The sequence below is a fragment of the Geobacillus lituanicus genome (assembly GCF_050994965.1).
GTDB lineage: Bacteria > Bacillota > Bacilli > Bacillales > Anoxybacillaceae > Geobacillus > Geobacillus stearothermophilus.
In genome coordinates, this window is the sequence record NZ_CP194773.1 from 662,501 (window position 1) to 689,098 (window position 26,598).

At 55.9% G+C, this 26,598-nt stretch carries 22 protein-coding genes, 2 rRNA genes and 1 riboswitch (1 of these 25 running past the window's edge); of the genes, 21 read left to right on the forward strand and 3 right to left on the reverse strand.

The annotated features are described in order from the left end of the window. Together ACR1UW_RS03340 and rrf are read left to right on the forward strand one after the other, a co-directional pair. A 23S ribosomal RNA gene (locus tag ACR1UW_RS03340) occupies positions 1 to 2,244 on the forward strand (it extends 693 nt beyond the left edge of the window). Positions 2,245 to 2,349: 105 nt separating this feature from the next. Then, a 5S ribosomal RNA gene (gene rrf, locus ACR1UW_RS03345) occupies positions 2,350 to 2,466 on the forward strand. Between the two features lie 240 nt (positions 2,467 to 2,706). Here the strand turns inward: rrf and ACR1UW_RS03350 are convergent. Continuing rightward, positions 2,707 to 3,150 carry an Hsp20/alpha crystallin family protein gene (locus ACR1UW_RS03350; protein WP_050368117.1) on the reverse strand — a complete coding sequence of 148 codons (444 nt, stop codon included), beginning with the start codon at positions 3,148 to 3,150 and terminating at the stop codon, positions 2,707 to 2,709. A gap of 147 nt (positions 3,151 to 3,297) precedes the next feature. Then, positions 3,298 to 3,399: riboswitch (purine riboswitch) on the forward strand. Positions 3,400 to 3,509: 110 nt separating this feature from the next. Between ACR1UW_RS03350 and purE the strand changes: the two genes are divergently transcribed. The 12 genes from purE (at position 3,510) to purD (ending at position 16,315) form a co-directional block, all read left to right on the forward strand. Continuing rightward, entirely contained in the window at positions 3,510 to 3,998 is a 489-nt protein-coding gene (gene purE / locus ACR1UW_RS03355) for a 5-(carboxyamino)imidazole ribonucleotide mutase (protein ID WP_033009939.1), read from the forward strand. Beyond that, positions 3,982 to 5,139: a 5-(carboxyamino)imidazole ribonucleotide synthase gene (purK, locus tag ACR1UW_RS03360; RefSeq protein ID WP_050368118.1), complete on the forward strand. Its 1,158-nt coding sequence runs from the start codon at positions 3,982 to 3,984 to the stop codon at positions 5,137 to 5,139. The genes purE and purK overlap by 17 nt, the downstream gene beginning before the upstream one ends. Next, positions 5,136 to 6,431, forward strand: coding sequence for an adenylosuccinate lyase (gene purB, locus ACR1UW_RS03365; RefSeq protein ID WP_033009942.1), 1,296 nt, complete (start codon positions 5,136 to 5,138; stop codon positions 6,429 to 6,431). The genes purK and purB overlap by 4 nt, the downstream gene beginning before the upstream one ends. A 75-nt stretch (positions 6,432 to 6,506) precedes the next feature. After that, positions 6,507 to 7,235 (forward strand): phosphoribosylaminoimidazolesuccinocarboxamide synthase, encoded by a 729-nt coding sequence (gene purC, locus ACR1UW_RS03370; RefSeq protein ID WP_429877985.1) that lies wholly within the window; start codon positions 6,507 to 6,509, stop codon positions 7,233 to 7,235. Next, entirely contained in the window at positions 7,223 to 7,477 is a 255-nt protein-coding gene (gene purS, locus ACR1UW_RS03375) for a phosphoribosylformylglycinamidine synthase subunit PurS (protein WP_049624734.1), read from the forward strand. Before purC ends, purS begins: the two co-directional genes overlap by 13 nt. After that, entirely contained in the window at positions 7,474 to 8,160 is a 687-nt protein-coding gene (gene purQ, locus ACR1UW_RS03380) for a phosphoribosylformylglycinamidine synthase subunit PurQ (RefSeq protein WP_160268566.1), read from the forward strand. Before purS ends, purQ begins: the two co-directional genes overlap by 4 nt. Then, positions 8,144 to 10,372 (forward strand): phosphoribosylformylglycinamidine synthase subunit PurL, encoded by a 2,229-nt coding sequence (gene purL, locus ACR1UW_RS03385; protein WP_050368120.1) that lies wholly within the window; start codon positions 8,144 to 8,146, stop codon positions 10,370 to 10,372. The genes purQ and purL overlap by 17 nt, the downstream gene beginning before the upstream one ends. Further along, positions 10,348 to 11,760, forward strand: coding sequence for an amidophosphoribosyltransferase (purF, locus tag ACR1UW_RS03390; RefSeq protein WP_033009946.1), 1,413 nt, complete (start codon positions 10,348 to 10,350; stop codon positions 11,758 to 11,760). Before purL ends, purF begins: the two co-directional genes overlap by 25 nt. Before the next feature lie 65 nt (positions 11,761 to 11,825). Beyond that, the gene (gene purM / locus ACR1UW_RS03395; protein ID WP_050368121.1) at positions 11,826 to 12,866 is read left to right on the forward strand and encodes a phosphoribosylformylglycinamidine cyclo-ligase; all 1,041 of its coding nucleotides are present in this window, start codon (positions 11,826 to 11,828) and stop codon (positions 12,864 to 12,866) included. Then, positions 12,863 to 13,495: a phosphoribosylglycinamide formyltransferase gene (gene purN / locus ACR1UW_RS03400; protein WP_049624731.1), complete on the forward strand. Its 633-nt coding sequence runs from the start codon at positions 12,863 to 12,865 to the stop codon at positions 13,493 to 13,495. Before purM ends, purN begins: the two co-directional genes overlap by 4 nt. Further along, positions 13,458 to 14,996: a bifunctional phosphoribosylaminoimidazolecarboxamide formyltransferase/IMP cyclohydrolase gene (gene purH, locus ACR1UW_RS03405; protein WP_044744031.1), complete on the forward strand. Its 1,539-nt coding sequence runs from the start codon at positions 13,458 to 13,460 to the stop codon at positions 14,994 to 14,996. The genes purN and purH overlap by 38 nt, the downstream gene beginning before the upstream one ends. 26 nt (positions 14,997 to 15,022) lie before the next feature. Then, positions 15,023 to 16,315 (forward strand): phosphoribosylamine--glycine ligase, encoded by a 1,293-nt coding sequence (purD, locus tag ACR1UW_RS03410; RefSeq protein WP_050368122.1) that lies wholly within the window; start codon positions 15,023 to 15,025, stop codon positions 16,313 to 16,315. Here the strand turns inward: purD and ACR1UW_RS03415 are convergent. Together ACR1UW_RS03415 and ACR1UW_RS03420 are read right to left on the reverse strand one after the other, a co-directional pair. Continuing rightward, positions 16,269 to 16,373, reverse strand: coding sequence for an EYxxD motif small membrane protein (locus ACR1UW_RS03415; RefSeq protein ID WP_325048220.1), 105 nt, complete (start codon positions 16,371 to 16,373; stop codon positions 16,269 to 16,271). The genes purD and ACR1UW_RS03415 overlap by 47 nt on opposite strands. Positions 16,374 to 16,667: 294 nt before the next feature. After that, the gene (locus ACR1UW_RS03420; protein ID WP_033009953.1) at positions 16,668 to 16,913 is read right to left on the reverse strand and encodes a YgaP family membrane protein; all 246 of its coding nucleotides are present in this window, start codon (positions 16,911 to 16,913) and stop codon (positions 16,668 to 16,670) included. 94 nt (positions 16,914 to 17,007) lie between these two features. Between ACR1UW_RS03420 and ACR1UW_RS03425 the strand changes: the two genes are divergently transcribed. From ACR1UW_RS03425 to ACR1UW_RS03455, 7 genes are all read left to right on the forward strand, one after another. After that, positions 17,008 to 18,753 (forward strand): adenine deaminase C-terminal domain-containing protein, encoded by a 1,746-nt coding sequence (locus ACR1UW_RS03425; RefSeq protein ID WP_498934533.1) that lies wholly within the window; start codon positions 17,008 to 17,010, stop codon positions 18,751 to 18,753. Positions 18,754 to 18,780: 27 nt separating this feature from the next. Further along, complete coding sequence (locus ACR1UW_RS03430) at positions 18,781 to 19,797, forward strand: DUF3048 domain-containing protein (RefSeq protein WP_498934535.1); 1,017 nt, start codon at positions 18,781 to 18,783, stop codon at positions 19,795 to 19,797. A 102-nt stretch (positions 19,798 to 19,899) separates the two neighbouring features. Continuing rightward, the gene (locus tag ACR1UW_RS03435; RefSeq protein ID WP_033009956.1) at positions 19,900 to 20,226 is read left to right on the forward strand and encodes a YerC/YecD family TrpR-related protein; all 327 of its coding nucleotides are present in this window, start codon (positions 19,900 to 19,902) and stop codon (positions 20,224 to 20,226) included. A 99-nt stretch (positions 20,227 to 20,325) separates the two neighbouring features. Next, positions 20,326 to 21,027, forward strand: a complete 702-nt coding sequence (pcrB, locus tag ACR1UW_RS03440) for a heptaprenylglyceryl phosphate synthase (protein ID WP_033009957.1) — start codon at positions 20,326 to 20,328, stop codon at positions 21,025 to 21,027. A gap of 28 nt (positions 21,028 to 21,055) precedes the next feature. Continuing rightward, a complete protein-coding gene (pcrA, locus tag ACR1UW_RS03445; protein WP_498934537.1) occupies positions 21,056 to 23,230 on the forward strand; it encodes a DNA helicase PcrA in 2,175 nt (724 codons plus the stop codon). A gap of 21 nt (positions 23,231 to 23,251) precedes the next feature. Then, on the forward strand, positions 23,252 to 25,264 hold the full coding sequence (gene ligA / locus ACR1UW_RS03450; RefSeq protein WP_033016671.1) for an NAD-dependent DNA ligase LigA: 2,013 nt from the start codon (positions 23,252 to 23,254) through the stop codon (positions 25,262 to 25,264). Then, complete coding sequence (locus ACR1UW_RS03455; RefSeq protein WP_487164411.1) at positions 25,261 to 26,484, forward strand: CamS family sex pheromone protein; 1,224 nt, start codon at positions 25,261 to 25,263, stop codon at positions 26,482 to 26,484. The genes ligA and ACR1UW_RS03455 overlap by 4 nt, the downstream gene beginning before the upstream one ends. Positions 26,485 to 26,598: the final 114 nt, after the last annotated feature.

Below are 26,598 nucleotides of genomic sequence, written 5' to 3' on the forward strand. Positions count from 1 at the left end.
GGGCGAAAAGTACGTCGTCGTCGACCCGAAACCAGGTGATCTACCCATGTCCAGGGTGAAGGTAGGGTAACGCCTACTGGAGGCCCGAACCCACGCACGTTGAAAAGTGCGGGGATGAGGTGTGGGTAGGGGTGAAATGCCAATCGAACCTGGAGATAGCTGGTTCTCCCCGAAATAGCTTTAGGGCTAGCCTCAAGGGAAGAGTCTTGGAGGTAGAGCACTGATTGAGCTAGGGGCCCTCATCGGGTTACCGAACTCAGTCAAACTCCGAATGCCAATGACTTATCCTTGGGAGTCAGACTACGAGTGATAAGATCCGTAGTCGAGAGGGAAACAGCCCAGACCACCAGCTAAGGTCCCTAAGTGTACGTTCAGTGGAAAAGGATGTGGAGTTGCAAAGACAACCAGGATGTTGGCTTAGAAGCAGCCATCATTTAAAGAGTGCGTAATAGCTCACTGGTCGAGTGACTCTGCGCCGAAAATGTACCGGGGCTAAACGTACCACCGAAGCTGTGGGATGACCGCTGGTCATCGGTAGGGGAGCGTTCTAAGCGCGCCGAAGCGAGACCGGAAGGACTCGTGGAGCGCTTAGAAGTGAGAATGCCGGTGTGAGTAGCGAAAACAGAGGTGAGAATCCTCTGCACCGAAAGCCTAAGGGTTCCTGAGGAAGGTTCGTCCGCTCAGGGTTAGTCGGGACCTAAGCCGAGGCCGAAAGGCGTAGGTGATGGGCAACAGGTTGAGATTCCTGTACCACCTCCTCACCGTTTGAGCAATGGGGGGACGCAGGAAGGTAGGGCGAGCAGGCTGCTGGAATAGCCTGTCCAAGCGGTTAGGCTGCCAGATAGGCAAATCCGTCTGGCATAAAGGCTGAGCCGTGATGGCGAAGGGACCATCGGTCCCGAAGTCCCCGATCCTACACTGCCAAGAAAAGCCTCTAGCGAGGTGAAGAGGTGCCCGTACCGCAAACCGACACAGGTAGGCGAGGAGAGAATCCTAAGGTGCGCGGGAGAACTCTCGTTAAGGAACTCGGCAAAATGACCCCGTAACTTCGGGAGAAGGGGTGCTCTCTTGGGTGATGAGCCCGAGAGAGCCGCAGTGAAAAGGCCCAAGCGACTGTTTATCAAAAACACAGGTCTCTGCGAAGCCGAAAGGCGACGTATAGGGGCTGACACCTGCCCGGTGCTGGAAGGTTAAGGGGAGCGCTTAAGCCGCAAGGCTGAAGGTGCGAACCGAAGCCCCAGTAAACGGCGGCCGTAACTATAACGGTCCTAAGGTAGCGAAATTCCTTGTCGGGTAAGTTCCGACCCGCACGAAAGGTGTAACGACTTGGGCGCTGTCTCAACGAGAGACCCGGTGAAATCATACTACCTGTGAAGATGCAGGTTACCCGCGACAGGACGGAAAGACCCCGTGGAGCTTTACTGCAGCCTGATATGGAATTTTGGTATCGCTTGTACAGGATAGGTGGGAGCCTGGGAAGCCGGAGCGCCAGCTTCGGTGGAGGCGGCGGTGGGATACCACCCTGGCGGTATTGAAGTTCTAACCCGCACCCCTGATCGGGGTGGGAGACAGTGTCAGGCGGGCAGTTTGACTGGGGCGGTCGCCTCCCAAAAGGTAACGGAGGCGCCCAAAGGTTCCCTCAGAATGGTTGGAAATCATTCGGAGAGTGCAAAGGCACAAGGGAGCTTGACTGCGAGACGGACAGGTCGAGCAGGGACGAAAGTCGGGCTTAGTGATCCGGTGGTTCCGCATGGAAGGGCCATCGCTCAACGGATAAAAGCTACCCCGGGGATAACAGGCTGATCTCCCCCAAGAGTCCACATCGACGGGGAGGTTTGGCACCTCGATGTCGGCTCATCGCATCCTGGGGCTGTAGTCGGTCCCAAGGGTTGGGCTGTTCGCCCATTAAAGCGGTACGCGAGCTGGGTTCAGAACGTCGTGAGACAGTTCGGTCCCTATCCGTCGCGGGCGCAGGAAATTTGAGAGGAGCTGTCCTTAGTACGAGAGGACCGGGATGGACGCACCGCTGGTGTACCAGTTGTCCCGCCAGGGGCACCGCTGGGTAGCTATGTGCGGACGGGATAAGCGCTGAAAGCATCTAAGCGTGAAGCCCCCCTCAAGATGAGATTTCCCACCGCGTCAGGCGGGTAAGATCCCTCGAAGATGACGAGGTCGATAGGTCCGAGGTGGAAGCGTGGCGACACGTGGAGCTGACGGATACTAATCGATCGAGGGCTTGACCTATAAGCGGCTTCTTCCGACGGTTATCTAGTTTTGAAGGAATGACTTTCCTTCTTGACAACATTTATTTTTTAAGTATAATAAATGATGTCGAAACTGAATCGCTTGCCTAGTGGTGATAGCGGAGGGGAAACACCCGTTCCCATCCCGAACACGGAAGTTAAGCCCTCCAGCGCCGATGGTAGTTGGGGCCAGCGCCCCTGCAAGAGTAGGTCGCTGCTAGGCAGGCAAAAATGAGGGAGCTGTTTGGTTCTCTCATTTTTTTGCCTATTTCAAATGAGTCATTTTGAATGACGCCATTTTTAATCCTCTCCCCCAAAATGTAAAGCGTGATCATCGTTTCCTAGACCCCCTTTTTCATAAAAGCGATAGGAAACGGAAACTCCCGAAAGGGTGTCCTGCACGCCATGGGACACCCTCTTTTTTTATATGCGGCGGTTGACGGTCTGCTGCCTATTGGGACGATCATTCCCCTTTTTTAATCATAATTTTCTTTTTGGGTTCTTCGGGAATGAGGCGATGCAAGTGAATGAAGAGCAGGCCATGATGGTATGTCGCTTCAATGCGGTCCTCTTTGACCGGGAATGGCAGTGGAACGGTTTTTTCAAACCGGCCTTGGAAAATGCCTTCTTCTACTAATTCAAACCCTTTAAAGTTGAGATTGACTGTCGCCTTCACTTCCAGCGTTTTGTATGATACATACACTTCCGCGTCCTCGATTTTTTTCAGTCCGGGAAGGCTAATGACGATGAGCAGTTCGTTGTCTTTCTTGTATAGGTTCATGCCGGATGATGATTTGTTTGCCGACGGCAGCAACGGCTGAATGCTCCCCCAAAAATCGGTTTGGAAAAACTGCTGCCAATGCTTTGTCCAATCGGAAAACGGTGTGAACGGGTTTTGATCAGCCATGGCGTTTCCCTCCTCTGCTCCTTCATCATATGCCGCCCCGTCTGTTTGGTGATTGATAAAATACGAACATTTCCTTTTCAAAAATATTAAATGTTCGATTTTGCCTTGACACTTTGTTTCAAAACTTGTTAATATAAAAGTAGCTTCATAGTGTATCGCAATGTCCCTCATATAATTTTGGGAATATGGCCCAAAAGTCTCTACCCAATCACCGTAAATGATTGGACTATGAGGGAAAGGATCGGTTTTGGCTTTTTTTCGATCAGCAACTGTCAAAGCCCAGAACGATGCTTTCCCTCGCTTATAAGAGGGAATGTATGTTCTGGGCTTTATTGTTTTGCATTAAAGGGGTGGAACGTATGAGCCCGATCGTCGGGGTTGTGATGGGAAGCCATTCGGATTGGGAAACGATGCGGCATGCTTGCGCTGTTCTTGAGGAATTGGGGATTCCGTTTGAGAAAAAAGTCGTGTCGGCGCATCGGACGCCGGATGAGATGTTTCGGTATGCAGAAACGGCGGAGGAGAGGGGCATTAAAGTCATTATTGCTGGGGCCGGCGGTGCGGCTCATTTGCCGGGGATGATTGCGGCGAAAACGACGCTGCCGGTGATTGGGGTTCCTGTGCAGTCGAAGGCGTTGAACGGTTTGGATTCATTATTGTCGATCGTGCAAATGCCGGGTGGGGTGCCGGTGGCGACGGTGGCGATCGGCAAGGCGGGGGCGACGAACGCCGGGTTGCTCGCGGTGTCGATCGTTGGACTGTTTGAGCCGCGCTATATGGAGGCGCTCAAAGCGCGGCGGGAAGCGATTCGAAAACAAGTCGTGGAAAGCAGTGATCAGCTTGGCTAAGCGGTGGATTGTTCCCGGACAGACGATCGGCATTATCGGTGGGGGGCAGCTCGGGCGGATGATGGCTTTGGCGGCGCGTGAGATGGGGTTTCGCATCGCCGTGCTGGATCCGACGTCTGATTCCCCGTGCGGGCAAGTGGCCGATGTGGAAATCACCGCGCCGTACCATGATTTGGATGCGATAGCTGAACTGGCGCGCGTGAGCGATGTCATTACGTACGAATTTGAAAATATCGATGCGCAGGCGCTTGAGTGGCTGGAGGCAAACGCCTATGTCCCGCAAGGAAGCCGGCTGCTGGCGGTGACGCAAGACCGGGCGCTGGAGAAAGCGGCGATTGTCGAAGCCGGGTTGCCGGTGGCGCCGTATAGGGAAGTGGACGGATGGGATGAGTTGGAACAGGCCGTTGCCATGACCGGCTTTCCGTGCGTCTTGAAAACGCGGCGCGGCGGTTATGACGGCAAAGGGCAATATGTGCTGCGCGGCGAAGGCGATCTAGCCAAAGCGGCTGATTTGCTTGGACTTGGCCCATGCATTTTGGAAGGCTGGGTGCCGTTTGTGAAAGAAATGTCGGTCATTGTCGCCCGCAACCTCGATGGTGAGACGGCTGTTTTTCCAGTGGCGGAAAATATTCATGTCGAGAACATTTTGCATCAAACGATCGTTCCGGCCCGAATTCCGGAAAGCGTGCAAGAGCGGGCCATTCGCTACGCGGAAGTGTTGGCCGCATCGTTTTCGCTCGTTGGGACGCTGGCCGTTGAAATGTTTTTGACGGCGGACGGGGATATTTATATTAATGAGTTGGCCCCTAGACCGCACAACTCGGGTCATTATACAATCAATGCATGTGCGACGTCGCAGTTCGCCCAGCACATCCGCGCCGTCTGCAACTGGCCGCTCGGCTCGACGGAGTTGTTGAAGCCGGCGGTGATGGTCAATATTTTAGGCGAGCACGTCGAGCCGGTCATTCGGCATATCGGTGCGTTCGACGGGGGGACCTACGTCCATCTGTACGGCAAACACGAAGCGAAGCCGAAGCGGAAAATGGGGCATGTGACGGTGCTGGCAGACGATGTTGAGGAAGCGCTGAGGCGAATCGAGTCGTGGCAAATTTGGCAAGATCGGAGGCTGGAACGAAGATGATTGAACGCTACACGAGACCGGAAATGGGAGCCATTTGGACGGAGGAAAACCGCTTTAAGGCGTGGCTTGAGGTGGAGTTGCTTGCCTGCGAAGCGTGGGCCGAACTTGGCGTCATTCCGAAAGAGGACGTCCGCCGCTTGCGGGAAAACGCGTCGTTTGACATCCGCCGCATTAAGGAAATCGAAGAAGAAACGCGCCATGATGTCGTAGCGTTTACGCGGGCGGTTTCGGAGACCCTCGGCGAGGAACGGAAATGGGTGCATTATGGTCTCACGTCGACCGATGTCGTCGATACGGCGCTCGGCTACTTGTTAAAGCAGGCGAACGCGATTTTGCGGCGCGATTTGGAAAACTTCATTCAAGTATTGAAAGAGAAAGCGCGCGAACATAAATATACGGTCATGATGGGGCGCACGCACGGCGTCCATGCCGAACCGACGACGTTCGGGCTGAAGCTGGCGCTTTGGTATGCCGAAATGCTCCGGAATTTGGAGCGGTTTGAACAAGCAGCTAAGATGGTGGAAGTCGGGAAAATTTCCGGAGCGGTCGGCACGTATGCCAACATTGACCCGTTTGTCGAGCAATATGTGTGCGAGAAGCTCGGACTGACGCCAGCGCCGATTTCGACGCAGACGCTGCAGCGCGACCGCCACGCTTACTATATGGCGACGCTCGCGCTCATCGCGACATCGATTGAAAAGTTCGCCGTTGAGATTCGCGGCCTGCAAAAAAGCGAGGTTCGTGAAGTCGAGGAGTTTTTCGCGAAAGGGCAAAAAGGCTCATCAGCGATGCCGCATAAACGCAATCCGATCGGTTCGGAAAATATGACCGGCATGGCGCGCGTCATTCGCGGCTATATGGTGACAGCGTATGAAAATGTGCCGCTTTGGCATGAACGCGACATTTCCCATTCGTCGGCTGAGCGCATCATTTTGCCGGATGCGACGATCGCGTTGAACTATATGCTGAATCGGTTCGCGAACATTGTGAAAAACTTGTTGGTCTACCCGGAAAATATGAAGAAAAATATGGAGCGCACGTTCGGGCTCATTTACTCGCAACGCGTGTTGCTCGCTTTGATTGACAAAGGGATGACGCGCGAGGAAGCGTACGATTTGGTGCAGCCGAAAGCGATGGAAGCGTGGGAGCGACAAGTGCCGTTCCGCTCGCTGCTTGAGGCGGATGAGCGGATTACAAGCCGGCTTACCAAAGAGGAACTCGATGATTGCTTTGACTACCGCCATCATTTGAAACACGTCGATACGATTTTTGCCCGCTTAGGATTGGATTGAGCAGAAAACGGCTGGCTTTGGGCCGGCTGTCCGAGCGGAAAATTTTCAATCTTCTGGATAACGGAGGCGTTCATCATGCCGACAAAACAACAGCTGCTGTACGAAGGGAAAGCGAAAAAGATTTACGCGACCGATGCGCCGGGCGTGCTTTGGGTCGAGTACAAAGACAGCGCGACCGCATTTAACGGCGGGAAAAAGGCGACGATCGCCGGCAAGGGGCGGCTCAATAACGAGATTTCCAGCTTGTTGTTTTTGAAGCTGCGCGAAGCCGGCATCGCCAATCATTTTCTTGAAAAGCTGTCGCCGACCGAGCAGCTCGTCCAACAGGTGACGATCATTCCGCTTGAGGTGGTCGTGCGCAATGTTGTAGCGGGCAGCTTAGCGAAACGCATCGGCTTGGCGGAGGGAACGCCGCTTGAGACGCCGCTTGTCGAGTTTTACTACAAAAACGATGATCTTGGCGACCCGCTGCTCGTGGAAGACCATATTGCGATTTTAAAACTTGCCAGCCGCGAGGAGATTGACCAGTTGAAACGCGAAGCGCTCAAGGTGAACGACGTGCTGGGCGCCCATTTTGCGGAACGAAAGGTGAGATTAATTGATTTTAAGCTGGAGTTCGGCCGCACGGCGGACGGGTCGATTGTTTTAGCCGACGAGATTTCGCCCGATACGTGCCGGCTGTGGGACGCTGACACGAACGAGAAGCTCGATAAAGACGTGTTTCGCCGCGATCTCGGCAGCTTGACGGAGGCGTATGAAGTCATTTTACAACGATTAGGGGGAGAATCGGCATGTACAAGGTAAAAGTATATGTGACGCTGCGCGAAAGTGTGTTGGATCCGCAAGGGACCGCGGTGAAAGGGGCGCTGCACAGCTTGTCATATACGGAAGTGAAAGATGTACGAATCGGGAAGTTCATGGAGCTTGTGATGGAAGAGAGCGGCCGCGACATCAACGAGATCGTTCGCGAGATGTGCGAAAAGCTGCTCGCCAATCCGGTGATTGAAGATTACCGCTATGAAATTGAGGAGGCCGTCGCCCGATGAAGTTTGCCGTCGTTGTATTTCCGGGATCGAATTGCGACGTCGACATGTATCATGCGATCGCCGATGAGCTTGGCGAGGAAGTCGAGTACGTCTGGCATGATGAGGACAACTTGGACCGGTTTGACGCCGTTTTGCTTCCGGGCGGATTTTCGTACGGCGATTACTTGCGTTCCGGAGCGATCGCCCGCTTTTCGAAAGTAATGGCTGCCGTCAAACAGGCGGCTGATGCCGGAAAACCGGTGCTTGGCGTGTGCAACGGGTTTCAAATTTTGCTTGAAGCCGGCTTGCTTCCTGGGGCGATGCGCCGCAATCAAGGGTTGAAGTTCATCTGCCGGCCGGTGCAGCTTGTGGTGGAAAACAATGGGACGATGTTTACATCCGCCTACGAAAAAGGGGAAGTCATTACGATTCCGATCGCCCATGGCGAAGGGAATTATTATTGCGATGAACAGACGCTCGAGCGCTTAGTGGAAAACAAGCAAATCGTGTTCCGCTACTATGGGGAAAACCCGAACGGCAGCCTCATGGATATTGCCGGCATCGTCAATGAGCGGGGCAATGTGCTTGGCATGATGCCGCATCCGGAGCGGGCGGTCGACGCCTTGCTCGGCAGCGCGGACGGGCTGAAACTATTTCGATCGATCGTCAACTATTGGAGGGAGACGCATGTCGTTACTGCTTGAGCCGAGCGCGGCGATGATCAAAGAACAACAATTGTACCGCGAGATGGGATTGACGGATGACGAATTTGCGCGCATTGAGGCGATTTTAGGAAGGCTGCCGAACTACACGGAAACCGGCATTTTTTCGGTAATGTGGTCGGAGCACTGCAGCTATAAAAACTCGAAGCCGGTGCTGAAAAAATTCCCGACCGACGGCCCGCACGTGCTGCAGGGGCCGGGCGAAGGCGCCGGGATCGTCGACATCGGCGACGGGTTGGCGGTGGCGTTTAAAATCGAAAGCCACAATCACCCGTCGGCGATCGAGCCGTATCAAGGGGCGGCGACCGGGGTCGGCGGCATCATCCGCGACGTCTTTTCGATGGGGGCGCGGCCGATCGCGCTGCTCAATTCACTTCGGTTTGGCGAACTGACGTCGCCGCGCGTCAAATATTTGTTCGAGCAGGTCGTCGCCGGCATTGCCGGGTACGGCAACTGCGTCGGCATCCCGACGGTCGGCGGTGAAGTGCAGTTTGATCCGTCGTATGAAGGGAATCCGCTTGTCAACGCCATGTGCGTCGGGATCATCCGCCATGAGGATATTCAGCGCGGCATTGCGACGGGAGTCGGCAACACGGTCATGTACGTCGGGGCGAAAACGGGCCGCGACGGCATCCACGGGGCGACGTTTGCATCGGAAGAGTTGAGCGAACAGTCGGAAGCAAAGCGCCCGGCCGTGCAAGTCGGCGACCCGTTTATGGAAAAACTGCTGCTGGAGGCGTGTTTGGAAGCAGTCAAGTCGGATGCGTTAGTCGGCATTCAAGATATGGGGGCGGCAGGGCTCACGAGTTCATCCGCCGAAATGGCAAGCAAAGGCGGATTTGGCATTGAAATGAATTTGGATCTCGTCCCGCAGCGCGAGACCGGCATGACGCCGTATGAAATGATGCTGTCTGAATCGCAGGAGCGGATGCTGCTTGTCGTCAAGCAAGGGCGGGAAGACGAAATCGCTGCGATTTTTGCCAAGTATGGGTTGGAAGCAAAAGCGATCGGCAAAGTGACCGATGACAAAATGCTTCGTCTCTGGTTCCGCGGCGAGGTGGCGGCGGAAATTCCGGTGGACGCGCTGGCGAAAGACGCGCCGGTTTACCATAAGCCGTCGAAAGAGCCGGTTTACTACCGCGAATTTCAAGCGATGCCGCCGTATATTCCGCACATCGAAGACTACAACCAAACATTGCTCGGGCTTCTCGCCCAGCCGACGATTGCGAGCAAAGAATGGGTGTACGACCAATATGACTACATGGTGCGGACGAATACGGTCGTCGCCCCCGGATCGGACGCGGCCGTCGTGCGCATCCGCGGCACGAACAAGGCGCTTGCGCTCACCACGGATTGCAATTCGCGCTACTTGTACTTGGATCCGGAAGTGGGCGGGAAAATCGCCGTCGCCGAGGCGGCGCGCAACGTCGTTTGTTCGGGGGCGAAGCCGCTCGCGATTACGGACTGCCTTAACTTTGGCAGCCCGGAAAAGCCGGAGATTTTCTGGCAGCTCGAAAAAGCGGTCGACGGGATGAGCGAGGCGTGCCGGGCGCTCGGGACGCCGGTGGTGAGCGGCAACGTCTCGCTGTACAATGAAACGAACGGTGTGGCCGTCTACCCGACACCGGTCGTCGGCATGGTCGGGCTCATTGAGGACCTTTCGCATATTACCACCCAGCTATTTAAGCAAGTGGGCGACCTCATTTACGTGATCGGCGAGGCGAAGCCGGAGTTTGGCGGCAGCGAGCTGCAAAAATGGCTGGAAGGCCGCATTTTCGGAAAAGCACCGGAGATTGACTTAGAGGTGGAGGCAAGACGCCAGCGCCAGCTGCTGGCGGCGATCCGCGCTGGGGTCGTGGCGTCGGCGCATGATGTGGCGGAAGGTGGGTTGGCGGTCGCGTTGGCGGAGTGCCTGATGGGGGCTTTAGGGCTTGGCGCCAAGGTGACGGTCGGTGGCGACCTCGTCAGTGAACTGTTCGGCGAAACGCAATCGCGCTTTGTTGTTTCAGTGAAAAAAGAACATCAGGAAGCGTTTGAACAGCTCGTGGAAGCGAAGCGAATCGGCGAAGTGACAGGCGACGGCATCTTGACAGTGAACGGGGAACAGGGGGAAACGGTCATCCGCCTTTCGGTTGACGAGATGCGAAACGTCTGGAAAGGGGCTATTCCATGCTTGCTGAAATCAAAGGATTGAACGAGGAGTGCGGCATTTTCGGCATTTGGGGGCATGAAGACGCCGCCCGGCTCACATATTACGGGCTTCACAGCCTGCAACACCGTGGGCAGGAAGGGGCCGGCATCGTGGCGGCGCATAACGGGAGCTTATCCGGTCATAAAGGGCTGGGGCTGGTGACGGACGTGTTTCAAAGCGGCACGCTCGATGCACTCAAAGGGGCGGCGGCCATCGGTCATGTCCGCTATTCGACGGCGGGCGGGGGCGGCTATGAAAACGTGCAGCCGCTCTTGTTCCGCTCGCAAACCGGATCGATGGCGCTCGCCCATAACGGCAACTTGACGAACGCCATCGAGTTGAAGCTCGCGCTTGAAGGACAAGGAAGCATTTTTCAGACGACATCGGATACGGAAGTGTTCGCCCATCTCATCCGCCGCAGCCAAGCGCCGACGTTTGTCGGGCAAATGAAAGAGGCGCTCAGCCAGATCGAAGGGGCGTTTGCGTTTTTGCTGCTGACGGAAGAAGCGCTCTATGTGGCGCTTGACCCGCACGGCTTCCGGCCGCTGTCGCTCGGTCGGCTCGGCTCGGCGTATGTCGTGGCGTCGGAAACGTGCGCGTTCGACGTCATCGGCGCCACATACGAGCGGGAAGTGGCGCCTGGGGAATTGCTCATCATCAGTCATGAAGGGGTGCGTTCGGAACGGTTTGCTCCTAGGCAGCCGCGGTCGATTTGCAGCATGGAATACATTTACTTCGCCCGCCCGGACAGCCATGTCGACGGCATCAACGTCCATACGGCCCGCAAAAACTTAGGGAAACGGCTGGCGCTTGAGGCGCCGGCAGAGGCCGACATCGTCACCGGCGTGCCGGACTCGAGCATTTCGGTCGCCATCGGCTATGCGGAAGCGAGCGGCATCCCCTATGAATTAGGGCTCATCAAAAACCGTTACGTCGGCCGGACGTTCATCCAGCCGTCACAAGCGCTTCGTGAGCAAGGCGTGAAAATGAAGCTGTCACCGGTGCGCGGGGTTGTGGCCGGCAAGCGGGTCGTGATGGTCGACGATTCGATCGTGCGCGGGACGACAAGCCGGCGCATCGTCACGATGCTCCGTGAAGCGGGGGCCGTGGAAGTGCATGTGCGCATCAGCGCCCCGCCGATCACCCATCCTTGTTTTTACGGCATTGATACGTCATCAAGGGAAGAATTGATCGCGGCGAAATATTCGGTCGAAGAGATTCGCCGCTTGATCGGTGCGGATTCACTGGCGTTTCTCAGCCAGGAAGGGATGCTTGAGGCGATCGGGCGCCCGGACGTCTCGCCAGAGCGCGGGCAATGTTTGGCATGTTTCACTGGCCAATACCCAACCCGCATCGGCCGGGCTGTCCGACCGTGCTTGACGGTGAAATAACATCGCGATGGAGAACGCGATTCGGTGTGAAGTTGGCTGCATGGCGGCCAAAGGGAGGATGGAATGTGGCAAACGCATATAAAGAAGCAGGGGTTGACATTGAGGCGGGTTACCAAGCGGTCGCTCTCATGAAACAGCACGTACAAAAAACGATGCGCCCGGAAGTGCTGGGTGGGATCGGCGGCTTTGGCGGTTTGTTCGATATATCGGCGCTTGGCTATCGCCAGCCGGTGCTTGTCTCCGGCACGGATGGCGTCGGCACGAAGCTGAAAGTGGCGTTTTTGCTTGACCGACATGATACAATCGGCATCGACTGCGTCGCGATGTGTGTCAACGATATTCTTGTCCAAGGAGCGGAACCGCTCTTTTTCCTTGACTATATCGCCTGCGGCAAGGCGGTGCCGGAAAAAATCGCCGCCATCGTCAAAGGAGTGGCCGACGGCTGCGTCGAAGCCGGCTGCGCCTTGATCGGCGGGGAAACGGCGGAAATGCCGGGAATGTATGAGGAAAATGAGTATGATTTGGCAGGGTTTGCGGTCGGCATTGCGGAAAAAGAACGATTGGTGACCGGGCAAACGATTCAAGCGGGCGATGTGCTGATCGGACTGCCTTCAAGCGGTCTCCACAGCAACGGCTACTCGCTCGTGCGCCGCATCGTGTTTGACCAAGCGAAGTTGGACGTTGACCGCATTTACGAGCCGCTTGCGGTTCCGCTCGGCGAGGAGTTATTGAAGCCGACACGCATTTATGCGAAACCGTTGCGTTCTTTGCTGCAGACGTTTACGATCAAAGGGATGGCTCATATTACCGGCGGCGGATTTATCGAAAACATTCCGCGCATGCTGCCTTCCGGGCTGGGTGCGCGCATTGAGCGCGGCTCATGGCCGGGGCTGCCGATTTTTGATTTGTTGCGCCAAAACGGCGGGCTTGAGGAAGAAGAGATGTTTTCCGTCTTTAATATGGGCATCGGCCTTGTGATGGCGGTCAGCCCGGAGGCGGCGGACTCGGTTGTCGATGCGCTGGCCCAGCAAGGGGAGGCCGCATACATGATCGGCGAAGTCGTCGAAGGGGAAGGCGTGTCGTTTGCCGGAGGGAACGGCGCATGAAACGGTTGGCGATCTTTGCGTCCGGGAGCGGCACGAACTTTCAAGCGATCGTCGACGCAGCCAAGCGCGGTGAGGTGCCCGCGGAAGTAGCGCTTTTGGTGTGCGACCGCCCGGGGGCGAAAGTCATTGAACGGGCGGCGCGTGAAAACGTGCCGGCGTTCGTGTTTTCGCCGAAAGAGTATCCATCGAAGGCGGCGTTTGAAAGCGAAATTTTGCGCGAGCTGAAGGAGCGGCGCATCGACTGGATTGCGCTCGCCGGCTATATGCGTTTGATCGGGCCGACGTTGCTTTCCGTCTATGAAGGGAAAATCGTCAACATTCATCCGTCGCTGCTGCCGGCGTTTCCGGGCAAAGATGCGATCGGCCAAGCGTATCGGGCGGGCGTTTTGGAAACAGGCGTCACCGTCCATTATGTTGATGAAGGGATGGACACCGGGCCGGTCATCGCCCAGTGCGCCGTCCCGATCGTGCCCGGTGAGCCGATCGAGGTGCTTGAGGCGCGCATCCATCAAGTTGAACATGAGCTGTATCCAGCGGTGTTGCGCATGCTGCTAGGGGAGAAGGAACAACAGGAAGAAAGGATCGAGAATGATGGCAGTGAAACGAGCATTGATCAGCGTGTCCAATAAAGAAGGGATCATTCCGTTTGCAAAGCAGTTGGCGGAACTTGGCGTCGACATCATTTCGACCGGCGGGACGAAACGGGCGCTTGAAGAGGCCGGCGTTCCGGTCATTTCGATCTCCGATGTCACCGGGTTTCCGGAAATTTTGGACGGGCGCGTCAAAACGCTGCATCCAGCCATCCATGGCGGCATTTTGGCGGTGCGCAGCGATGAGCGCCACCAAGCGGCGCTTAAAGAGCACGGCATCCGCCCGATCGATTTGGTCGTCGTCAACTTGTACCCGTTCCAGCAAACGATCGCCAAACCGGACGTGACGCTGGCCGAGGCGATTGAAAACATCGATATCGGCGGCCCGACGATGGTGCGGGCGGCGGCGAAAAACTATGCCGATGTCGCGATTGTCGTTGACCCGGCCGACTATCCAATGGTGATCGAAGAGCTGAAAACAACCGGTTCGATCCAAGCAAAGACGCGGCAGCAGCTGGCGGCGAAAGCGTTCCGCCATACGGCGGCGTATGATGCGATGATCGCCGAATATTTGACCGGTCTCACCGGCGAAGAGTATCCGGAAACGCTCACCGTCACCTACACGAAAAAACAGTCGTTGCGCTATGGCGAAAATCCGCATCAATCGGCGGCGTTTTACGCCAAACCGCTCGGCGCGGCGTTCTCGATTGCCAAAGCGGCACAGCTGCACGGAAAAGAGCTGTCGTACAACAACATCAACGACGCCAATGCGGCCATCAACCTCATTCGCGAATTTCAAGAGCCAGCCGCAGCGGCGATCAAACATATGAACCCGTGCGGCGTCGGGGTCGGTGCCACGCTTCTTGAGGCATTTACGAAAGCGTACGAGGCCGATCCGGTCTCGATTTTCGGCGGCATTGTCGCCGTCAACCGGGAAGTGGACAAAGAAACAGCCGAACGGATGCACGACATCTTTTTGGAAATCGTCATCGCCCCATCGTTCAGCGACGAGGCGCTCGCCATTTTGACGAAAAAGAAAAACATCCGCTTGTTGACGCTTGATTTTGCCGCGCCGGACGTTAAGGAAAAAACGCTCGTTTCCGTCAATGGCGGCTTGCTTGTGCAAGAGGCCGATAAGTATACGCTTGAAGACGCCGAATGGAACGTCGTCACGAAACGCGAGCCGACCGAGGCGGAGCGCGAACAGCTTCGATTTGCTTGGAAGGTTGTCAAACATGTGAAATCGAATGCGATTGTACTCGCCAAAAATGGGATGACGGTCGGCGTGGGCGCCGGGCAAATGAATCGAGTCGGCGCGGCCAACATTGCCATTGAACAAGCCGGGGAACAGGCGGTTGGCGCTGTGTTGGCGTCCGATGCGTTCTTCCCAATGGACGACACGGTTGAAGCAGCAGCAAAAGCCGGCATTACCGCGATCATTCAGCCGGGCGGCTCGATTCGCGACGCCGACTCGATTCGCAAAGCGGATGAGTACGGCATGGCCATGGTGTTTACCGGTGTGCGCCATTTCAAACATTAAACGGCGGCAAAAAGGAGAGGAAGACAATGAACGTTCTGGTAGTCGGACGCGGCGGGCGCGAGCATGCCATCGCCTGGAAAGCGGCGCAAAGCCCGCTTGTGGACAAGCTGTACGCGGCGCCAGGCAACCCGGGCATCGGGGAAGTGGCGGAGCTCGTCGACATTGATGAGCTCGATATCGACGCGCTTGTGCAGTTTGCCAAGCAACGCGCAATCGGTTTGACGATCGTCGGGCCGGAAGCGCCGCTGGCTGCCGGCATCGTCGATCGGTTTCTGGCTGAGGGGCTTCGCATTTTCGGCCCAACTCAAGCGGCAGCGCTCATCGAAGGAAGCAAGGCGTTTGCGAAGGAGCTGATGAAGAAATACGGCATCCCAACGGCGGATCATGCGACCTTTGCGTCGTATGAAGAGGCGAAAGCGTACATTGAACAAAAAGGCGCGCCGATCGTCGTGAAAGCGGACGGATTGGCTGCCGGAAAAGGCGTGACCGTCGCCCAAACGGTGGAAGAAGCGCTGGCCGCCGCGAAGGCAGCGCTTGTCGATGGCCAGTTTGGCACAGCCGGCTGCCAAGTCGTGATCGAGGAGTATTTGGAAGGCGAAGAATTTTCGTTTATGGCGTTTGTCAACGGCGAGAAAGTGTATCCACTTGCCATCGCCCAAGACCATAAGCGGGCGTATGACGGGGATGAAGGTCCGAACACCGGTGGGATGGGAGCGTATTCGCCAGTGCCGCAAATCTCAGCGGAGACGGTGGAAACAGCGATGGAAACGATTTTGCGCCCGGCCGCCAAAGCGTTAGTGGCTGAAGGCCGGCCGTTTACCGGCGTGCTGTATGCTGGGCTGATCGAAACGGCAACCGGGCCGAAAGTGATCGAATTCAACGCCCGTTTTGGCGATCCCGAGGCGCAAGTCGTGCTGCCGCGGCTGAAAACCGATTTGGTTGAAGCGATCCTCGCGGTGATGGAAGGAAAAGAGTTGGCGCTTGAGTGGACGGACGAAGCGGTGCTCGGCGTCGTGCTGGCTGCCAAAGGCTACCCGGGCGCCTATGAGCGCGGAGCGGCCATTCGGGGGGTGGATCGGCTTGATTCCGATGTGCTGCTATTCCATGCCGGGACGAAGCAAGAAGACGGTGCACTGTACACGAACGGCGGCCGCGTTCTTCTGGCAGCAGCGAAAGGGAGTACACTCGTTGAGGCGAAGGAAAAAGTGTATGAACAGTTGACGCGAATCGAGAGCGACGGGCTGTTTTACCGCCGCGACATCGGCCGGCGCGCTATCGAACGCGCCTCCGCCGCATATACACGTATGAAAGAGCGATAATTCCCCCGATTAACGCGGCCAATACGAACGACATATCGGTCATATATTCCAGCAACATGGTCAATCACTCCTTTGGGTGGAAGGTGTCCCGAATCTGGGACACCTTTTTGGCGTGATAATGGAACAATTCGGGCGGGGTCGAAGCCAACTTTCCTGAGAAGTCCGGGCGGCTCAAGACGCAAGTTCCAAGTAAATGGACGACAAGGCCGAAGCCAGTTCCCCGCAAAGTGGATGCCTCCGAACTTGACGAGACGCGGTCGCAGCATCTTCGTCCGCCGGCGCAACACACGCCAGCACGACAGGAAACAGGTGCCATATGCAACCTTGTTCCAAGTTGACCGCATGATGTTCGTTACGTTGGATTGACAACGGCTTCTTTTTGTTCTTCAAGCAGCTGCTGGCGCTGCATGTTGTCAAACAAGGCCGTCAGCGGGCAAAAACGGGTAATCCCTTCACCGACTTTCATGGCCCCAAGCAAAGCGGCGAACAAGTACGATGTGCACCATGGCCGCCGGGCCAGGCGGGCGGTCGCCCACGCGACGACAGTCAAACCGAGCGTAATGCGAATGAGCGCATTCACAATGCCGATATTTGCCATTGGCTTGCCCCTCCTCATCTTTTTATTGTGAAAATCGCTTTCGTACGTTAAAATGATTATATGGAATGATTAGGAAACAAGGGACGGGGTGTCAATGGGCGAACAACGTTACCGCTGGAAAGGCAGCGAACTGCGTGAACAAGCAGCAGTGATTGAAGGCAAACAATCACCAACGAAAGTATTGGTGAATGCGACGTATTTGCACTCGTATTTTCGTGAATGGATAAAAGGAAATATATGGATTCATGGCGACCGCATCGTGTATGCCGGAGAGCGTCTTCCCGACCGGGTCGACGAGGCATGCGAAGTCGTCGACTGCCGCGGGTATGTGCTCGTTCCCGGCTACATCGAGCCGCATGTCCATCCATTTCAATTATATAATCCCCATTCCTTTGCCCGTTATGCAGCGGCGCGCGGGACGACGACGCTAGTGAACGATAACTTGTTTTTCCTTTTGCATCTGAATGATGACGAGGCGCTTTTGTTTTTGCAACAAATGAATACGCTTCCAACTTCGATGTATTGGTGGTGCCGGTTTGATGGCCAAACGGAGCTGGAGCGCGAGGATGAGCAATTGTCCAACGTACGGATCAAACGATGGCTTGACCAGGAAACGGTCCTCCAAGGCGGCGAGCTGACATCATGGCCGAGACTCGTCAGCGGCGATGACATCGTTTTGTATTGGATGCAAGAGGCGAAACAGCGGCGTCGCAAAATCGAAGGGCATTTTCCGGGAGCGTCGGAAAAAACGCTTGTTAAAATGGCGCTGTTTGGCGTGGATGGCGACCATGAGGCCATGACGGGAAAAGAGGTGCGAACCCGTCTTTGGCACGGTTATACGGTCACGCTCCGCCATTCTTCGATTCGTCCGGACTTGCCGGTGCTGCTTGAGGAAATGAAAGCGCTCGGCATTCGGCATTACGACAAATGTTTGTTGACAACCGACGGTTCGCCGCCGTCCTTTTACGAAGGCGGGGTGATCGATTGGCTCATTCGCATCGCCATTGAGCATGGCGTTCCGGTGATCGATGCGTACGCGATGGCGACGATCAACGCCGCCCGCCATTACGGCATCGAGCATCTTCACGGCAGCATTGCCACCGGCCGCATCGCCCATATCAACTTCCTGCGTTCGGCCCACGATCCGACTCCGGTGCAAGTGCTCGCCAAAGGCGAATGGGTGAAGCGCGACGGAGAAGCGCCGATCCCATGGACGGCGCCCGCATGGGAACAGTTCGGCATCCGGCCGCTGTCGCTGTTATGGGAACTCGGGTGGGATGATTTGCAGTTTTCGATGCCGATGGGATTGCGAATGGAAAATGCCGTTATTTTAAAACCGTATTCCGTCTCGATCGACACATCGCGCGACCGGCTAGGGCATGATCATGATGAAAGCTTTTTGGTGCTGCTTGACCGGAATGGACGCTGGCACGTCAACACGATGCTCAAAGGCTTTTCATCAGCGCTCGGCGGGTTGGCGAGCTCGTACTCGAATACGGGCGATTTGGTTTTAATCGGCAAACATAAGGAAGATATGTTGCTCGCTTTCCGACGGATGAAGGAAATCGGCGGCGGCTTGGTGCTTGCCGAAAATGGCGAAATCGTATTTGAACTTCCGCTTCCGCTTGGCGGCATGATGTCCGCGCTGGAGATGGAGTCATTGATCGACAAGGAAAAAGAGTTCGTCCGTCTGTTGCGGGAGAGGGGATACCGCTTTGAAGACCCTGTGTATTCGCTGCTCTTTTTGCAGTCGACCCATTTGCCGTATGTGCGCATCACCCAGAGCGGCATTTACGATGTCATGCACAAAACGGTACTCTTTCCTTCGATAATGCGGTAAAATAAAAAAGAAAGGGTTGTGTGTCCATTGAAACATTGGCTGTTCGTCATCAGCTGCGCGGCATTGTTGTTAGGGGGCTGCACGACCAAAAGCGAGCCGAAGCAGGCTGAACCAGCCAAACCGGCTCCTCGGCAGGAGCAGCCGCCCAAGCCTCCGGCGGAGGAAAAACAAACGTTCCCGCTGACCGGGCTGCCGGCGAAAGGGGACGTTCATCAGCGGGTTGTCGGCGTGATGGTCAACAACCATCCGAAGGCGCGCCCACAGTCGGGATTAAGCAAGGCGGACATCGTGTATGAGGTGCTCGCTGAGGGGGATATCACCCGCTTTTTGGCGCTTTACCAAAGCGAACAGCCGGAACGAGTCGGGCCGGTGCGGAGTGCGCGTGATTATTATATTGATTTGAGCGAGGGCTACAATGCCATTTATGTTTGCCATGGATGGAGCCCGGAAGCGAAAGCGCGGCTCGAGCAGGGGGAAACCGATTATTTGAACGGGCTCTTTTATGACGGAACGCTGTTTAAGCGCGTTTCCTTCCGCAAGGCACCGCACAACTCGTACATTACGTTTGCCAACATTGAAAAAGGGGCGGAACAAAACGGGTATGCTTGGACGGACGATGTCGCTCCGCTGCCGTTTCGCGCGGACAAACCGAGCGGGGAAAAGGTAGGGACGGTCCGCATCGCCTATTCGCACCGCTCGTACGCCCAAGTGGAATACCGCTATGCTCCGGAACGGCATGGGTATTACCGATACAGCGGCGGCGAGCAGACGGTCGATTACGATACGCGCGACCCGGTTGTGGCGCAAAACGTGATGATCATCGCCGCCCGCCATCAAGTGATCGACAGCCATGGGCGGCGCGACGTTGACCTCACGTCCGGCGGCCAAGGCTATTTGCTGCAAAACGGCATCATCCAGCCGATTGAATGGAAAAACGTTGACGGCCGGCTGCTGCCATACCGCGATGGGGCGCCGGTCGGGTTCGTGCCAGGCAAAACGTGGATCAATATCGTTCCGGAACTGGCGATCGTGCAATGGCGGTGACCCGAAAACGGCCGCCGGCGGGTTTTCCAAACCATAAACATAAAGAGGAGAGCGCCAACAGTCCACCAAATCGTTTTTCGCCAAAGCAAGGAGGAGACAAACATGCAAATCGACAAGCTGCGCGGCAGAGAGCTTGATCAACTGTTTAAAGCCATCTTGTCGCTGCGCGATTTGGAAGAGTGTTACCGTTTTTTCGATGATTTATGCACCGTCAACGAAATTCAGGCGCTTGCCCAACGTCTGGAAGTCGCCCGCATGTTGCGGGAAGGGTATACGTACCATAAAATTGAAACGGAAACCGGAGCGAGCACGGCGACCATTTCGCGCGTCAAACGCTGCCTCAACTATGGAAACGATGCCTATGCCATGGCGCTTGACCGCATTAAAGAGGAACAACCGCAAGAAGAGAATGAAGCGGTGACAGACTAAGCAGGCAAGGAGATTCCTTCCATTCGCAAAGGAACTCCTTTTCTTTTTGCGGATTTGTTATAATGAAACAATGGAGAACGGAGTGGAAGGGGTATTGTCATGGAAGAGATTCGCGCCTGGCGCCATGTGTTTAAGCTCGACCCGAACAAACCGATCGATGATGAGCGCCTTGAGCGCCTTTGCGAGTCGGGGACGGATGCCGTCATCGTCGGCGGAACGGACGGGGTGACGCTCGATGGTGTGCTCGATTTATTGGCCCGCATCCGCCGGTTTTCGGTGCCATGCGCGCTTGAAGTCACAAATCTTGAGGCCTTGACGCCGGGGTTTGATGCGTATTTCATTCCGATCGTGTTAAACAGCCGCCATGTCGACTGGGTGGTGGGCCGCCATCATGAGGCGGTGAAACAATATGGCGAGATCATGAATTGGGATGAGATTTTTGCCGAGGGGTATTGCATTTTAAATCCGGAATGCAAGGCGGCAAAGCTTACCGAAGCCGACGCCGGCCTGAGCGAAGACGATGTGGTGGCCTACGCCCGCCTCGCTCAACATTTGTACAAGCTGCCGATCTTTTATCTTGAATATAGCGGCATATACGGCGACCCCGCCTTGGTGGAAAAAGTGAAACAGGCGCTCGGCGAGACGCAGCTGTTTTATGGCGGCGGCATCACCGCACCGGAGCAAGCGGCTGAGATGGCGCGCCGGGCGGATACTGTTGTTGTCGGCAACGCCGTTTACGAATCGTTTGAACAGGCGCTGCTGACCGTGGACGCCGTAAAGCGGGCGAATGAGGCGAAATAGAACATATGGTGTATTGGTGGTGAAAACAATGAACTTTTTATCGGAACAGCTGCTCGCCCATTTAAACAAAGAGCAACAAGAAGCCGTCAGGACGACGGAAGGCCCGCTGCTCATTATGGCGGGGGCGGGAAGCGGGAAAACGCGGGTGTTGACGCACCGCATCGCCTATTTGATGGCGGAAAAGCATGTGGCGCCGTGGAACATTTTGGCCATTACGTTTACGAACAAGGCGGCGCGCGAAATGCGGGAACGTGTGCAGTCGCTCTTAGGTGGGGCGGCGGAAGACGTCTGGATTTCGACGTTCCACTCGATGTGCGTCCGCATTTTGCGCCGCGACATTGACCGCATCGGCATCAACCGCAATTTTTCCATCCTTGATCCGACGGACCAGCTTTCGGTCATGAAAACGATTTTAAAAGAAAAAAACATAGACCCGAAAAAATTTGAGCCGCGGACGATTTTAGGCACGATCAGCGCGGCGAAAAACGAGCTGTTGCCTCCGGAGCAATTCGCGAAGCGGGCCTCGACGTATTACGAAAAAGTCGTCAGCGATGTGTATCAAGAATACCAACAGCGCCTGCTTCGCAATCATTCGCTCGATTTTGACGATTTGATCATGACGACGATCCAACTGTTTGACCGCGTGCCGGATGTGCTTCACTATTACCAATATAAGTTTCAGTACATCCATATTGATGAGTACCAGGATACGAACCGCGCTCAATATACGCTGGTCAAAAAGCTGGCGGAACGCTTTCAAAACATTTGCGCCGTCGGCGACGCCGACCAATCGATTTATCGGTGGCGCGGGGCGGACATCCAAAACATTTTGTCGTTCGAGCGCGACTATCCGAACGCAAAAGTCATTTTGCTTGAGCAAAACTACCGCTCGACGAAGCGCATTTTGCAAGCGGCGAACGAAGTCATCGAGCATAACGTCAACCGGAAGCCGAAACGGCTTTGGACGGAAAACCCGGAAGGAAAGCCGATTCTTTATTATGAGGCGATGAACGAAGCGGACGAAGCGCAGTTTGTCGCTGGACGCATCCGCGAGGCAGTGGAGCGCGGCGAACGCCGCTACCGTGATTTTGCTGTCTTGTACCGGACGAACGCCCAGTCGCGTGTCATGGAGGAAATGTTGCTGAAAGCGAACATTCCGTATCAAATTGTCGGCGGCTTAAAGTTCTATGACCGGAAAGAAATTAAAGACATTCTCGCCTATTTGCGCGTCATCGCCAATCCGGACGATGATTTAAGCTTGCTTCGCATCATTAACGTGCCAAAACGCGGCATTGGCGCCTCGACGATCGACAAACTCGTCCGCTATGCAGCCGAGCATGAGCTGTCCTTGTTTGAGGTGCTCGGCGAGCTAGAGATGATCGGGCTTGGCGCCAAAGCGGCCGGGGCGCTCGCCGCGTTCCGCAGCCAGCTCGAGCAATGGACGCAGCTGCAAGAATACGTCTCCGTCACCGAACTCGTCGAAGAAGTGCTCGACAAATCGGGCTACCGCGAGATGCTCAAGGCGGAGCGGACGATTGAAGCACAAAGCCGGCTCGAGAACTTGGATGAGTTTTTGTCGGTGACGAAGCATTTTGAAAATGTGAGCGACGATAAATCGCTCATCGCCTTTTTAACCGAATTGGCGCTCATTTCCGATTTGGACGAGCTGAACGGGACGGAACAGGCCGCTGAAGGAGATGCCGTCATGTTGATGACGTTGCATGCCGCCAAAGGGCTCGAGTTTCCGGTCGTCTTTTTGATCGGCATGGAAGAAGGCATTTTCCCGCACAACCGCTCTCTCGAGGATGACGATGAGATGGAAGAAGAACGGCGGCTGGCGTACGTCGGCATCACCCGCGCGGAGGAAGAACTTGTGCTGACGAGCGCACAAATGCGGACGCTGTTTGGCAACATCCAAATGAACCCGCCGTCGCGCTTTTTGAATGAAATTCCGGCGCATTTGCTTGAGACAGCCTCGCGCCGCCAAGCGGGCGCCTCCCGCCCGGCCGTTTCGCGCCCGCAGGCAAGCGGCGCCGTGGGATCGTGGAAAGTCGGCGATCGGGCGAACCACCGGAAATGGGGCATCGGCACCGTCGTCAGCGTCCGCGGCGGCGGCGACGACCAAGAGCTCGACATCGCCTTCCCGAGCCCGATCGGCATTAAACGACTGCTTGCCAAATTTGCGCCGATTGAGAAAGTGTAGGAAAGGAGAACAGGTGAACGTATGGACCGCCAACAAGCCGAACGGCGCGCGGCCGAGCTGCGCGAACTGTTGAACCGCTACGGGTACGAATATTATGTGCTTGACCGCCCGTCTGTTCCAGATGCCGAGTATGACCGGTTGATGCAAGAGCTCATCGCCATTGAGGAACAATATCCGGAGCTCAAAACGAGCGATTCGCCGACCCAGCGCATCGGCGGTCCGCCCCTTGAGGCGTTTCGCAAAGTGGCGCATCGCGTTCCGATGATGAGCTTGGCGAACGCGTTTGGCGAAGGAGACTTGCGCGATTTTGACCGCCGCGTCCGTCAGGAAGTCGGGGAAGCGGCGTACGTATGCGAGCTGAAAATCGACGGCCTCGCCGTCTCGGTCCGCTATGAAGACGGCTATTTCGTCCAAGGGGCGACGCGCGGCGACGGGACGACGGGTGAAGACATTACGGAAAATTTGAAAACGATCCGCTCGCTGCCTCTCCGTCTGAAAGAACCGGTGTCGCTTGAAGCGCGCGGCGAGGCGTTTATGCCGAAAGCGTCGTTTTTGCGCTTGAATGAGGAGCGAAAAGCCCGCGGCGAGGAGCTGTTTGCCAACCCGCGCAACGCCGCGGCTGGCTCGCTCCGCCAGCTCGACCCGAAAGTGGCGGCCTCGCGCCAGCTGGATTTGTTTGTATATGGCTTAGCCGACGCCGAGGCGCTTGGCATCGCTTCACACAGCGAAGCGCTTGATTATTTGCAGGCGCTCGGGTTTAAAGTAAACCCAGAGCGACGGCGCTGCGCCAATATCGATGAGGTGATCGCCTTTGTCAGCGAGTGGCACGACAAGCGGCCGCAGCTGCCGTATGAGATTGACGGCATCGTTATTAAGGTGGACTCATTCGCCCAGCAACGGGCGCTTGGCGCGACGGCGAAAAGCCCGCGCTGGGCGATTGCCTACAAGTTCCCAGCCGAGGAAGTGGTGACGACGTTAATCGGCATTGAGGTGAACGTCGGCCGCACGGGTGTCGTCACGCCGACGGCGATTTTAGAGCCGGTGCGCGTCGCCGGCACGACAGTGCAGCGCGCCACCCTTCACAATGAAGATTTTATACGGGAAAAAGACATTCGCATCGGCGATGCGGTCATCATTAAAAAAGCGGGCGACATCATCCCGGAAGTGGTCGGCGTCGTCGTTGACCGGCGCGATGGGGATGAAACGCCGTTTGCGATGCCGACGCACTGCCCGGAATGCGAAAGCGAGCTCGTCCGTCTCGAGGGGGAAGTGGCGCTCCGCTGCTTGAACCCGAACTGCCCGGCCCAGCTGCGCGAGCGGCTCATCCATTTTGCCTCAAGGGCGGCGATGAACATCGAGGGTTTGGGCGAAAAAGTCGTCACCCAGCTGTTTAACGCCGGCCTTGTCCGCGATGTCGCCGATTTGTACTGCCTGACGAAGGAACAGCTTGTCGGGTTGGAACGGATGGGGGAAAAGTCGGCGGCCAACTTGCTTGCGGCGATTGAGGCGTCGAAGCAAAACTCGCTTGAACGGCTGCTGTTTGGCCTTGGCATTCGCTACGTCGGAGCGAAAGCCGCCCAACTTTTGGCTGAGCATTTTGAAACGATGGAGCGGCTCGAACGGGCGACGAAAGAGGAGTTGATGGCCGTCCCCGAAATCGGAGAGAAAATGGCGGATGCGATCACGGCGTTCTTCGCCCAACCCGAAGCAACTGAGCTGCTCCAGGAGCTGCGCGCTTACGGTGTCAATATGGCTTACAAAGGGCCGAAGCGGTCGGCTGAAGCGCCTGCTGACTCTGCCTTCGCCGGCAAAACGGTCGTCTTGACCGGCAAGCTCGCGTCGATGTCGCGCAATGAAGCAAAAGAACAAATTGAGCGGCTTGGCGGGCGCGTCACCGGCAGCGTCAGCCGCAGCACCGACCTTGTCATCGCCGGCGAGGATGCCGGATCGAAGCTGGAGAAAGCCCAGCAGCTTGGCATTGAGATTTGGGACGAATCACGATTTTTGCAAGAGATCAACAGGGGGAAACGATGAAACAAATCTCACTACTGCGCAGTTTCGTTGCTTGTCGTTGGACGAATCGGGCCCGAAAACGGTTGGCCGTTATCGGGCTCGCTTCGATTTGTTTGTTGTCTGCGTGTGCGCCGAAGTTTGACAAAGGTGAGGAAGTCGTGCAAGACAAAGGAAGCAAAGAGCAAGAAGCGGTCATCCCGAAATACAACATTTCTGATTCGTATTACCGCGTTGTCTTGCCTTTTAAGCCGTCCGGGGCGCGCGGGCGGGTCGTCAACGACGTCAACACCCGGCTTGATGTCGATGAATTTGAAACCGGGCTGATGCGCTTGGCATCTGAGCAATTTTCCCCGGATGAATATTTGTTGCAGGAAGGGCAATATTTGGACAGCGAAACGATCGGGCGCTGGCTCGCCCGCAAGCGGACGGAAAGCCAGCTGAAGGCAGAGAAAATGAAACCGGAAGACAACATCGGCTTAAACCCGCCGATCAGCGACAAAGGAACGAATGAGCAAAAAAACAAACAAAGCCCGATTTACCTGGCCAGCATTTTGGAGCACGACTACTTAGTGAAAGTCGATAACGACAAGGTGAAGCTTGGTGGCGTCGCCATCGGCCTGGCGTTGAATTCCGTCCACTACTACTCAACCGAGCAAGGGTATCCACGCGAAGTGAAAATCAAAGACGATGTCATCGAACGGGAAGGAAAGCGGATCGCCGCCGAGGTGTTGAAGCGGCTGCGAAATATTAAAGGGCTCGGCAACGTGCCGATCACGATTGCCTTGTACAAACAGGCGCCGCGCTCGTCCGTGATTCCGGGCCACTTTTTCGCGGTCACCCATGTTGACGACGGAAGCGCCACGATCGATGATTGGGAAGCGGTGAACGAGGAATATTATTTATTCCCGTCCGATGAGGCGGAAAAGAACCATCGCGATGACTGGATCAAATTCAATAATTTTAAATCAGACGTTGAAGACTTTTTCCCGAACTACACCGGCATCGTCGGCAGAGGATTGTACGTCAACGACCAGCTTCAGAAGTTAACGATCAACATTACGATGCCGTTTTACGGCAAAGCGGAAGTGATCGGCTTTACCCAATACGTGACCGGCTTGGTGATGGAAAAATTCCCGGACTACATTACCGTTAATGTCTACATCGCCTCAGCCGGTCAGCCGGAAAGCCTCATCGTGCGCCAGGCGAAAGCAGACGAGCCGTTTGTGCATATTTATCAATAAGGTCGGCATCATCGCGTTATTTGGGATACGGCGAACGGAGTGATCCGAACATTTGATTCTCCAAAAATGAAGGAAGCGGAAAGGGCTGCAGCAGCGGCCCTTTTTTGCGTGAAA

Excerpts from the sequence above, each read along its gene's own strand:
- ACR1UW_RS03350 (WP_050368117.1), bottom strand. The coding sequence starts at position 3,150 with ATGGCTGATCAAAACCCGTTCACACCGTTTTCCGATTGGACAAAGCAT.
- purE (WP_033009939.1), top strand. The coding sequence starts at position 3,510 with ATGAGCCCGATCGTCGGGGTTGTGATGGGAAGCCATTCGGATTGGGAA.
- purB (WP_033009942.1), top strand. The coding sequence starts at position 5,136 with ATGATTGAACGCTACACGAGACCGGAAATGGGAGCCATTTGGACGGAG.
- purC (WP_429877985.1), top strand. The coding sequence starts at position 6,507 with ATGCCGACAAAACAACAGCTGCTGTACGAAGGGAAAGCGAAAAAGATT.
- purS (WP_049624734.1), top strand. The coding sequence starts at position 7,223 with ATGTACAAGGTAAAAGTATATGTGACGCTGCGCGAAAGTGTGTTGGAT.
- purQ (WP_160268566.1), top strand. The coding sequence starts at position 7,474 with ATGAAGTTTGCCGTCGTTGTATTTCCGGGATCGAATTGCGACGTCGAC.
- purL (WP_050368120.1), top strand. The coding sequence starts at position 8,144 with ATGTCGTTACTGCTTGAGCCGAGCGCGGCGATGATCAAAGAACAACAA.
- purF (WP_033009946.1), top strand. The coding sequence starts at position 10,348 with ATGCTTGCTGAAATCAAAGGATTGAACGAGGAGTGCGGCATTTTCGGC.
- purN (WP_049624731.1), top strand. The coding sequence starts at position 12,863 with ATGAAACGGTTGGCGATCTTTGCGTCCGGGAGCGGCACGAACTTTCAA.
- purH (WP_044744031.1), top strand. The coding sequence starts at position 13,458 with ATGGCAGTGAAACGAGCATTGATCAGCGTGTCCAATAAAGAAGGGATC.
- purD (WP_050368122.1), top strand. The coding sequence starts at position 15,023 with ATGAACGTTCTGGTAGTCGGACGCGGCGGGCGCGAGCATGCCATCGCC.
- ACR1UW_RS03415 (WP_325048220.1), bottom strand. The coding sequence starts at position 16,373 with ATGTTGCTGGAATATATGACCGATATGTCGTTCGTATTGGCCGCGTTA.
- ACR1UW_RS03420 (WP_033009953.1), bottom strand. The coding sequence starts at position 16,913 with ATGGCAAATATCGGCATTGTGAATGCGCTCATTCGCATTACGCTCGGT.
- ACR1UW_RS03425 (WP_498934533.1), top strand. The coding sequence starts at position 17,008 with ATGGGCGAACAACGTTACCGCTGGAAAGGCAGCGAACTGCGTGAACAA.
- ACR1UW_RS03435 (WP_033009956.1), top strand. The coding sequence starts at position 19,900 with ATGCAAATCGACAAGCTGCGCGGCAGAGAGCTTGATCAACTGTTTAAA.
- pcrB (WP_033009957.1), top strand. The coding sequence starts at position 20,326 with ATGGAAGAGATTCGCGCCTGGCGCCATGTGTTTAAGCTCGACCCGAAC.
- pcrA (WP_498934537.1), top strand. The coding sequence starts at position 21,056 with ATGAACTTTTTATCGGAACAGCTGCTCGCCCATTTAAACAAAGAGCAA.
- ligA (WP_033016671.1), top strand. The coding sequence starts at position 23,252 with ATGGACCGCCAACAAGCCGAACGGCGCGCGGCCGAGCTGCGCGAACTG.
- ACR1UW_RS03455 (WP_487164411.1), top strand. The coding sequence starts at position 25,261 with ATGAAACAAATCTCACTACTGCGCAGTTTCGTTGCTTGTCGTTGGACG.